Consider the following 2142-nt stretch of genomic DNA (forward strand, 5'->3'; position numbering starts at 1 on the left):
CGTCTAGGGCGCTCGGCGCTTGGATTTCGCAGGCTCCCACTCCCTGCCGGTCCCCCCGCCGGCCCGCCTGCACACTGCCCGGTTCTCACAAGGACCGGGCATTTTCTTAGATCAACGCTGAAGATCAGATGCCGGCAGCCTCGTCGGGTTACCGGCGATCCATTCCTCGCTTGAACTGCTCGAAGATCGATTCGACGCCCTTCAGGTAATCGTCGCGCTGCTGCGCGCCCGTCTCGAACATCTTGCCGAACAAATCGTCGAACGGATTCCTTGGCCTGCCGCTCGGATTGGCCGGCGGCTGTGGCGCCGGGCGCTGCTGGGGCGCCTGACGAGGCTGCGGCTGAGGCTGCTGCGGCTGTTGCGCACCACCGCCGAACATATCCTGCAGCATCTTGCCGAGCGGATTGTCGCCGTAGGGAGTGGGCGCCTGCTGCGGCCGGGTTTGCGGCTGCTGCTGCGCGCCGCCGCCGAACATGTCCTGCAGCACCTTGCCGAGTGGATTGTCCATCGGGCCGGGCGCCTGGCGCTGCTGTGGTGCCGGCGCTTGCGCGCCGCCACCGGCCTGCCGCATCATCTGCTCGATAATCTCGCCGAGCGGATTGCTGCCGCCGCCGAATCCGCCTGCTGCCTGCATTTGATCTGTAGTCTGCTTGAACAGTCCGCCCATCACCATCGAAGCCACGGCCGGCAGCATCTGCTGCAAAACCTGCTGGCTGACGCCGCTCGCCTGCGCAGCCTGGCTGGCAACGGCGCGGGACAGCTCTTTCGAGCCGAACAGGTGGCCAAGAATGCCGTTGCCTTCATCGACGCCCTGCGGCGAGAAAGCCCGGCTTGCGTCCTCGAAATATTTGGCGTGCTGGCCGCTGGCCATTGCCGTCATGAACGCGCCGAGCCCGTAAGGATCGGATGTGTTGCGCTTCAGCCCCTGTGAAAAAGCCGGCAGCAGCGCCTCGATCGCCGATTGCGTCTGCTGCTGCGACAGCCCGAACTGTTGGGCCAGGATCTGCATGCCGTTGCCGTTCTGAGCCTGCGCCAGGATGTCGAACAAGGAAGGCATTGTTTTTCTCCTCCGGGAAGATCCTCGCAGGAGAGCCTACCGCATCGGCCCGAAAATCGGAATCGATTTTCGGAAAGCACGATGCGGTAGCTTAAAGAGAGTCAGAGCGTCCTTTGCGCGTCCACCAGGGCGCGCGGCGCTCTAGTCTAATTCGTTTCCATTACTAACTGAGGCGACTGTTCCTGAGCTGTCGGCCAACCGGATAGCAAACGGCTAGTACGCATATTCCATGAACACCGGCTCGATCGAGCCGCCCCAGCGCGTATGATAGGCGGAGAGCAGCTCTTCGGCGCTTGTCGTGCCACGCGCGACCACTTCGTCCAGCGTGCTGAGGAACGACGTTTCATCATAGCCGTCGCGGTTCTTGCGGCCGCGGTTCTTCAGCCCCATGCGCGAGATGACAAGCACGTCGCGGGCGATCTCGCGCAGTGTCGTGTTGCGGAACGGCGCCGAAACCCCCTGTTCCGGCACGGCGTTGCGCATCGCCAGCACCTCTTCATAGCTCCAGCTCGAGGTCAGCGCCTCGGTCGCGTCGAGCGCCGCCGCGTCATAGAGCAGCCCGACCCAGAAGGCCGGCAGCGCGCAGATGCGCCGCCACGGTCCGCCATCGGCGCCGCGCATCTCAAGGAAACGCTTCAATCGCACGTCGGGGAACAGCGTCGACAGATGGTTCGCCCAATCGCCCATCGTCGGCAGCCCCTCGGGTATCTCGTTGCGGGCCGCACCTGCCATGAACTGGCGGAAGGTGACGTGTGTCATGTCGTGGTACTGGCCGTCGCGGATGACGAAATACATCGGCACGTCGAGCGCCCATTCGACATAATCGGCGAAGCCGAAATCGGGCGAGAAGCAGAATTCGAGCAGGCCCGAGCGCTGGTTGTCGGTGTCGCGCCAGATGTCGCCGCGCCAGCTCTGAAATCCGTTGGGCCGGCCTTCGGTGAAGGGCGAGTTGGCGAACAGCGCCGTCGACAGTGGCTGCAGCTTCAGCGACACCTGCATCTTGCGGCGCATGTCGGCCTCGCTCTCAAAGTCGAGATTCACCTGGATGGTGCAGGTGCGGTACATCATGTCGAGTCCTTTGGTAC

The 2142-nt window shown here is 63.7% G+C and carries 2 protein-coding genes; both read right to left on the reverse strand.

The window, feature by feature from the left end; translation table 11 throughout:
* Window positions 1-148: 148 nt before the first annotated feature.
* The gene (locus EOA85_RS33480) at window positions 149-1057 is read right to left on the reverse strand and encodes a DUF937 domain-containing protein (protein ID WP_127212562.1); all 909 of its coding nucleotides are present in this window, start codon (window positions 1055-1057) and stop codon (window positions 149-151) included.
* Between the two features lie 213 nt (window positions 1058-1270).
* The coding region (locus EOA85_RS33485; protein WP_245486258.1) for a glutamate-cysteine ligase family protein at window positions 1271-2142 on the reverse strand (872 nt) is incomplete at its 5' end.

This window comes from Mesorhizobium sp. M5C.F.Ca.IN.020.29.1.1 (assembly GCF_003997375.1).
Classification (GTDB): domain Bacteria; phylum Pseudomonadota; class Alphaproteobacteria; order Rhizobiales; family Rhizobiaceae; genus Mesorhizobium; species Mesorhizobium wenxiniae.